This window comes from Flavobacterium branchiophilum NBRC 15030 = ATCC 35035 (genome assembly GCF_002217205.1).
GTDB classification, from domain to species: Bacteria; Bacteroidota; Bacteroidia; order Flavobacteriales; family Flavobacteriaceae; genus Flavobacterium; species Flavobacterium branchiophilum.
On the sequence record NZ_MUGT01000184.1, the window covers coordinates 1 to 8475 of the forward strand.

An 8475-nucleotide genomic window follows, 5' to 3' on the forward strand; every position below is an offset into this window, starting at 1 on the left:
TTTTTTTTGAAATTTTTTTCTAAAAAATAACTACGCATCTTTAGACTATTTTATAAATATATTTGGTATAAATATTTTATCTATTTGGTATGCGTTATGGACAGTCATAAAATGGATCAACTAACTTTTTTTGAATTTTTGTTAATATGAATTAAAAACATCAAAAGTATAATTCATTTTACTTCTAATTTTATTTGCATTTCCATTTTATTGTTTACTTTTGAAATCAATTAAAAGTTTTCAATCAATGAATATTACAATCAAGAATGACTATATTTCGGCTGCTTTTTTAAGTAAAGGTGCAGAGCTTTGTGGTTTGTATTACAAAGAACGTAATTATATGTGGGAGGGTAATCCAAAATTTTGGGCAAAACACGCACCTGTGTTGTTCCCAATAGTGGGTACTTTAAAAAACAATACTTATACAATTGATAATCAAGAATTCAAATTACCAAGACATGGTTTTGCTCGTGATTATGTTTTTGATGTCAAATCACACGCATCAGATTGTATTGTGTTTGTGCTGCAAGCCAATGAGGTAACCCAACAAATGTATCCATTTCAATTTTTGTTTGAAATCTCATATCAATTAATAGATACCAAATTGGTTGTAAGCTATCATGTTTTAAATAATGATGTAACACCAATGCCTTTTTGTATTGGGGGGCATCCTGCTTTTGCATTGCCTCTGGATTTTGAAAATTATAGTATTGATTTTCAGCAAAATACAAGTTTGACAACTTTTTTATTAGACAACGATTTGCTTTCAAATACTACTAAAACTTTGCAGCTGGATCAAGGAAAACTGCCTTTGAATTATAATTTATTTGAAAATGATGCCTTGGTAATTAAAAATATACCTTCAAAAAGTGTTCAAATTACTGAAAATGGCACTCCATTTTTAAAATTGGATTACACTGATTTTCCTGATTTAGGCATTTGGACCAAAGTTGATGCTCCATTTATATGTATAGAACCTTGGTTTGGCTATGCCGACACACCAAATTGTACCGGCAACTTGTTTGAAAAAGAAGGTATAATTGTTTTAAAACCCAACCAAGCTTTTAAGGCTTCATTTGAAGTGGAGGTGTTTTAGAATTGGATTTTTTAGTTGAAAAGATTGAAAGATTGAAAGATTGAAAGATTGAAAGATTGAAAGATTAAAAGATTAAAAGATTAAAAGATTAAAAGATTTAAAGATTTAAAGATTAAAAGATTAAAAGATTAAAAGATTAAAAGATTTAAAGATTTAAAGATTAAAAGATTAAAAGATTAAAAGATTAAAATAATGGTGCATGATAATGATTACAAAATAGATAAATTAATACACGATTCAAATAATGACTTTAGAATTTTTGCCATTTCCCGAAATTTATACTAAACGATTGCATTTGCGAAGGCTTACTTCTGATGATGCAGCGGGTATTTTAGCCCTACGAAGCAATCCTGTTTTGATGCAGTACATTCCAAGGCCGTTACTTCAAAACTTGGAAGAAGCAAGGGCACATATCCAATTGATAGACGACAGAATCAAGGCCAATGAAGGGATCAATTGGGGTATTACCTTACATGAGTCTTCGGATGTAATAGGCATTATTGGCCATTATACCATCAAAACAGAAAGCCGAAGGGCAGAAATTGGTTACATGCTTTTAGAAGATTTTGCTGGAAAGGGATTGATGTCCGAGGCCGTAAAAGCGGTTGTTGATTATGGTTTTGATGTCATGCAATTGCATTCGATAGAAGCGATTATTGCCCCAGATAATTTGGCATCTGAAAAAGTATTACAAAAAAATGGTTTTGTAAAAGAGGCTCATTTATTGGAAAACGAATTTTATAATGGACAATTTTTAGACACGGTCATTTATTCATTATTGAAAAAAAATAGAATTTAATTTGTTTTATTTCAATTAATTAAACAATATTTATAAATTTGGCAATTGTTCTGAAGTTTCTATCATTTCATCACTAAGTTTAATTAGGTATTGGAATGGTATTGAAACATTTTTTTAATTCGTTGAATCCAATTATATAATTTTACATGATGTATCAAATCAAATCTTTTTGGCAGCAAACTATAAAATCGAGCCTCGTACTGATTGTATTGTTTGGCACTCTCAATGTTTTTTCTCAATTTAGCAAAACACATTATATTCCGCCAGTTTCCAATTCAGATTCTCAAGTACCCCAAGGGCAATCGATGTATATTTCTTGTCCTAGTACAACGCCAATTGCATTTACAATTACTAAAATTGGTGGTCAAGTCATTTCAGGTACTACAAGTCGAGACAACCCATTTGTTTACAATTTAGGTTCGGGAATAGATACCCAAATGCTGATCAAATCTGATGATGTGGGTAGTATCAAACACAACAAAGGGTTTATCATCGAGGCCGAAGATTTGGTGTATGTTACCGTCCGATTGACCTCTACTCCACAAAATTATCAAGCGGGAAGCATTGTTTCAAAAGGGCTTGCGGCGCTTGGAACCCATTACCGCATAGGGGCTTTTATCAATACGGGAGTTGCAAGTACGTCAGACAATCATTATACTTTTGCCACTATATTAGCCACCGAAAACAATACCACGGTATCATTTGCCGATATCAAGCAAGGGGTTGTTTTGATCAATAATGCCGCTGCGGGTAGCAACCCTGGTCCTGTGGTTTTGAATAGAGGCGACAGTTTTGCTATTGCTGTAAAAGGGCCTACACAAGCCAACAAAGATGGTTTGATAGGAGCTTCTATTACCTCCGACAAGCCGATTGCTGTGAATTGTGGCTCATTTGCAGGGAGTAATGGTAACTCGTCTAACATGGATTTAGGAATGGATCAAATAGTATCTGCCGAACGCACGGGGTAGGAATATATTTTTATCAAAGGGAATGGACTAGATGTGATGGAACGCCCCCTTATTGTGGCACACGAAGACAATACCGAGGTGAGGCTGCATGGGGTTGCTACGCCCGTGGCAACACTAAATGCTGGGCAATATTTGGCCTTTAGCGGTACCAATTTTTCTTCCAATGGCAATTTGTACGTGCAAACGTCTAAAAATGTTTTTGCTTATCAAGGCATTGGAGGAACAAACCAGCAAGCCAACCAAAACATGCACTTTGTACCGCCATTGTCTTGTCAAACCCCCAAAATCATCAATAATATTCCTAAAATAAATGAAGTAAGCGATTTGACGGATTTTACAGCTTCTATTTTTATAGTAACTGAAACCAATGCCGATTTGAGTTTTATCATCGATGGTGTCAGTTATACTTTTGCCAATTTGCCTTATACAAAATTGGGACCTTTTCCAGTAATGGGAAACAGTAATTTTGTTACCTATAAAATTGAAGGATTAACGGGAAATGTATCGGCTATTTCTACAAAACAAGTATATTTGTCTTATTTTGGCTCTAGTGGTGCCGCTACTTATGGTGGGTTTTATTCGGGTTTTACTTTTACGCCCGAGGTGGCTTTAAACAAAATTAGTATTACCCAATCCAATTGTATTCCTAATGTACTTTTGAATGTAAATTCTTTATCGCCTTTTGATAATTTTCAATGGTATCAAAACAATGTTGCCTTGCCAAACGAAACCAACCCTAGCTACCAACCCACCACTCCAGGCTATTATCATGTGAGTGCCGTGATAGACGGTTGCAACGTGCCTAATTTGGTTTCGGACGATATTCCTGTAAGCAATTGTGCCGACGATAGCGATGCCGATGGCACAAACGACAATATCGATTTAGACTTGGATCAAGATGGAATTACCAATTGTATGGAATCCTTTGGCGATTTGAATTTGGATTTATCCCAATTGAACACACCACTTACCATCAATCAAAATACTTTTTCAAACACTTATACCACCACTATTGCTACTTTTAATAATACAGGCACTCCTGGCAATTTAGTAGGTAACAATCAGGGTACCTTTGTTAGTCATGTGGCTACGGGCAAAGGCAACAGCCTGACTTATACCATTCAAAACATGACACAACCCATGTCTGTATCATTAGAATATGTTAATAATGCCAATACCAATGATTTATTAAACGATGGTGCCGAATTTAGATTGATTTCGCCTACCAATAAAACCATTACCGTTTTAAATCCTACCGATCAATTACTTATTGATACTAATTATGATGGCATTTACGACAGTGGTATTACCCAATTTTCGTCGTTTGAAATTCGATTCAAACTTAATAGTAATGTGCCACTTGCTCCTGGAACGGGTACTTTTAGTTTCAAAACAAATCAAACCGATTCGTTGATTTTCAAACACATCAATCTATCAGACACACAAGACAATAAGGCAACATTTGTAATCAAAGCCACATGTGTACCAAAAGATACCGATGCCGACGGCATAGCAGATGCACTAGACTTCGACAGTGACAATGATGGTATTACAGATTTTATAGAAGCCCAAGGCGAAACTTCCTTAACATTAACTCACTTGGATACCAACCAAGATGGCATTGACAATGTTTTTGGAAATGGATTAATTCCTGCCAATACAGATGCAGATGCAGTAATCGATGCCCTTGATTTGGATGCTGATAACGACGGTATTTATGATTTGGTCGAATCGGGAAGTACAGCAATGGATGCCAATCAAAATGGGATTATCGACGGAAATGCAGCCTCTTTTGGAGCAAATGGTTTGTCCAACAGCGTAGAAACAGCACCCGAAAGCGGATTACTCAATTATACACTTGCCAATATTGATGCAGACAATTTATGGAATTTTATCGATTTAGATGCAGATGGCGATGGTTGTTTTGATGTAGTCGAAGCAGGTTTTGCCGATCCCAACCACGATGGTTTATTAGGCAATACCGCCCCACCCATTGTATCTGGGCAGGGAGTTGTTACCAGCGGCACTGGCTATACCACACCACAAGCAAACTATGCTATTGCTGCCCCTATTACTATTACCACACAACCTCTAGCTTTTACATCTTGCGAAATGCAAGAAGCTACATTTAGTGTAGTTACCAATGCTGTAACGTCCTATCAATGGGAGGTTTCTACCAATGGTGGCATCAGCTGGACGGCTGTTGCAAATAGCACTTCTATATCTGGAGCCAACACCAATACCTTGCACCTCAATCCTGTATTGCCCTCGATGAGCGGTTGGAAATACCGTGTTTTTATTAATAAAAATGGCAACACCTGCGGATTGTATTCCAACGAAGTTTTACTAACTACGTATAGCATGCCCGTTTTAACATCGCCGATAGAATTGAAACAATGTGATAATGATACACCCGATGGTTTTGCTCCGTTTAATTTGACTGAAATCAATTCCCTTATTTCGGCTAATGCCAATAACGAAACTTTTAGTTACTTTACCACATTTGATGGAGCCAATACCAACGATGTAAGCGTACAAATCAACAATCCAACGGCTTATATAAGTAGCAATAACGGAGTGGTATTTGTAAGGGTTCAAAATGCCAACTTATGCTATAAGATTGCCGAACTGCATTTGATAGTAACGGTAACTCAAATCAATATTGCTACTGGACATCAGGATTTTACCAAATGCGACGACGAAGTGGCGGGAATATCTACTGCCATAGATGGATTTGCCATGTTCGATTTTTCGGCTCACAAAACTTTTATCGAAGGCCAACTGCCCACACCACTTAGCCATTACATTATTAAATATTATGCATCCGAGGCCGATGCTTCGGCAGAGCAAAACCCTATAACAGACATCAGCCATTTTAGAAATACAATGGCCCATTTGCAGCAAATTTATCTTCGTGTTGATAGTATTATTGACAATGGTTGTTTTGCCTTTGGCCCATTTGTTACCTTGCACGTAGAAGCCCTTCCAGTAGTGCATCCGCTAAATGCAACCAACACCATCAGACAATGCGATAACAACAACGATGGAGCTGAAAATTTTGACATCACTCATTTAGAATCCACCATTTTGGCAGGACAAACTAATAAAACGTTCACCTATTTTGATGCTGCCAACAACCCCATTACCCTTACCAATCCACTGTTGGTAAATGGCAGCAAAACCATCAAAGTCCATTTGGCCAATACCAATAGTGAAGCATCAGATGGCCCCTGTTTTGATGAAGCATTAATTACTTTTATTGTCGATCAAAAACCAATAATCAACCCTTTGAGTCAAAATGGTACTTATCCCTTTGATCTTTCAAATGTAGCCAATACCATTTTAGGAAATCAAACAGGCATGAGCATTCAGTTGTTTGATGCTAATAACCAGTTGATTACCAATCTCAATAGCCCATTTGAATCGGGTACACAAAATATCAAAATCGTTGTTACAAATAATTTGAATCCCATTTGTACTACTTCAACCATTTTGCCATTAAAAGTCTTTTCAAAACCTAAAATCAAAACTACCGATTATGCCAAAATCTGTTTGAACAGACCCAACGATGTAGCCTTAATAAATGCAGGATTGCAAGACGGCAGCCCAGAAAGTAATTATACCTACAAATGGTATTACAACAACACCTTGTTGTCTTATACAACTTACAGTATCAATGCAAGCCTAACGGGCGAATACCGAGTAGAAGTAAGCTCCACGCATTGCAACAGTACCCGAACCATTTATATAGACGCTTCGGATATAGCTCATATCCAATCGATTAACATTACTGATTTGACCGATACCAACACAGTTGAGGTTGTAGTTACAGGAGCAGGAAGTTATTTGTATGCACTAGACAACGAAAATAATTATCAAGTGTTGCCATTTTTTAGTCCCGTGGCCAGTGGCCCTCATATTGTATATATCAAAGACATTAAAAATGATTGTGGTGTAGTAAAAAAAGACATTACGGTGTTAGAAATACCAAAATTCTTTTCGCCAAATGGCGATGGCATCAACGATACTTGGCAAATCAAAGGCATTAGTTCCAAATATTATCCACATGCCATGATTTATATTTTTGATAGATATGGCAAGTTGATATACCAAGTTTTGCCCAATGCAATAGGCTGGGACGGCACCTTCAATGGGCAACCGTTGCCTGCCGACGACTATTGGTTTACCATTCAATTAGACGATGGCAGACAAACTAAAGGACATTTTTCAATAATTCGATGATAATATTTTTGTAAATTTATAAAAAACATATATATTTGCAGTTCTCATAAGTAAATAAATTGTAAACCTCGCAGTTTTTATAACATTTGCGGGGTTTATTTTTTTTTAACAAAAACCTTAATATCAAAAAAAAATGTATAAAGCTTTAGAAAAAATCATTGTCCAAGATAAATTTACATTCCAATTGACAGATGATTTAGAAAATGTATGCAATTGTTCTGAAAATCATAATGGTATTTTTATAGTCTATGACATGTCAAACGACAACAAAGAGTTGATCATGGTGGGTTCTACGGGTACTATTCAAAACGACGGAAGCCTCAAAAGCAAAAATGGTGGCTTGTATGACAAAATTGTAAACGGACATCAATTTGCCAAAACGGGACGAAAATATACCTGGCCAACCCAAATGAAAAAAGAAAACATCACAGCGTTAGAAGTTTTTTGGTATGACACTTTTAACAGCAACAATCGTGTGATTCCAACTTTTTTAGAAGCACAAATACTTCAAGAGTTTTTTGAAGTCCATGGCAAATTACCCCGATGGAATGTAGCCTTTTAACACACACCGCCTTAGAGCGGTTTTTTTTGTGCCAAATGGAATGGGTTAGAAGTTAGAGATTAGAAGTTAGAGATTAGAAGTTAGAGATTAGAAGTTTGATGATAGAAGTTAGAGGTTAGAAGTTAGAGGTTAGAAGTTATTTCAACCAATATTTGTGTGGGTTAAACCATCATTAGTATAGGTTAAACCTGTATCGGTAAAGGTTAAACCTACATTAGTAAAGGTTAAATCTTCATTAATTAAGGTTAAACCTGTATCGGTAAAGGTTAAACCTATATTAGTAAAGGTTAAACCTATATTAGTAAAGGTTAAACCTTTAATAGTATAGTTTACACAATCTATAGACTACTCCCGATTAAAGAAAGAAAATTTGAATTTGGTTTAATTTTTTTTAACAAATCTCAAAACATTAGTACATTTTGAGAACGAGGGCAGAATGAAACCATGTTTATAGGTTTAAAAACAAGAGGATTTAATCTTGAGCATACTTAAATTTATATGACCACTTTTTTTTCGGCTAAAGCCTTTTGATAATGCAACAATAGTACCCTTTGGCTCAAGCCAAAGGCTATTGATTAAAAGAATATATTTAAAACATTTTTTTCAGAGAGCCTAATAAACGCTAACTTCAAAACTTCTAACTTCTAACCTCTAACTTCTAACCTCTAATCTCGAATCTCTAACTTCTAACCTCTAACTTCTAACCTCTAACTTCTAACCTCTAACTTCTAACCTCTAATTTCTAACCTCTAATTTCTAACCTCTAACTTCTAACCTCTAACTTCTAACCTCTAACTTCTAACCTCTA

The 8475-nt window shown here is 35.7% G+C and carries 4 protein-coding genes and 1 pseudogene; all 5 read left to right on the plus strand.

Annotation, left to right across the window (positions count from 1 at the left end):
- Window positions 1-247: 247 nt before the first annotated feature.
- The 5 genes and pseudogenes from B0A58_RS15505 (at window position 248) to B0A58_RS15525 (ending at window position 7667) form a co-directional block, all read left to right on the plus strand.
- The gene (locus B0A58_RS15505; RefSeq protein ID WP_089081792.1) at window positions 248-1096 is read left to right on the plus strand and encodes an aldose 1-epimerase family protein; all 849 of its coding nucleotides are present in this window, start codon (window positions 248-250) and stop codon (window positions 1094-1096) included.
- A 244-nt stretch (window positions 1097-1340) separates the two neighbouring features.
- Window positions 1341-1895, plus strand: a complete 555-nt coding sequence (locus B0A58_RS15510; protein WP_089081793.1) for a GNAT family N-acetyltransferase — start codon at window positions 1341-1343, stop codon at window positions 1893-1895.
- A gap of 437 nt (window positions 1896-2332) precedes the next feature.
- Window positions 2333-3397 (plus strand): annotated as a pseudogene (locus tag B0A58_RS16910) (IgGFc-binding protein); the annotation flags it as partial.
- Window positions 3398-6223: 2826 nt separating this feature from the next.
- Window positions 6224-7105, plus strand: coding sequence for a T9SS type B sorting domain-containing protein (locus B0A58_RS16915; protein ID WP_243389518.1), 882 nt, complete (start codon window positions 6224-6226; stop codon window positions 7103-7105).
- Between the two features lie 133 nt (window positions 7106-7238).
- Window positions 7239-7667, plus strand: a complete 429-nt coding sequence (locus B0A58_RS15525; protein WP_014083874.1) for a hypothetical protein — start codon at window positions 7239-7241, stop codon at window positions 7665-7667.
- The last annotated feature ends 808 nt before the right edge of the window (window positions 7668-8475 follow it).

Bases quoted from the DNA above. Each gene is read 5' to 3' on its own strand.
- B0A58_RS15505 (WP_089081792.1), top strand. From the start codon at position 248: ATGAATATTACAATCAAGAATGACTATATTTCGGCTGCTTTTTTAAGT.
- B0A58_RS15525 (WP_014083874.1), top strand. From the start codon at position 7,239: ATGTATAAAGCTTTAGAAAAAATCATTGTCCAAGATAAATTTACATTC.
- B0A58_RS15510 (WP_089081793.1), top strand. From the start codon at position 1,341: ATGACTTTAGAATTTTTGCCATTTCCCGAAATTTATACTAAACGATTG.
- B0A58_RS16915 (WP_243389518.1), top strand. From the start codon at position 6,224: ATGAGCATTCAGTTGTTTGATGCTAATAACCAGTTGATTACCAATCTC.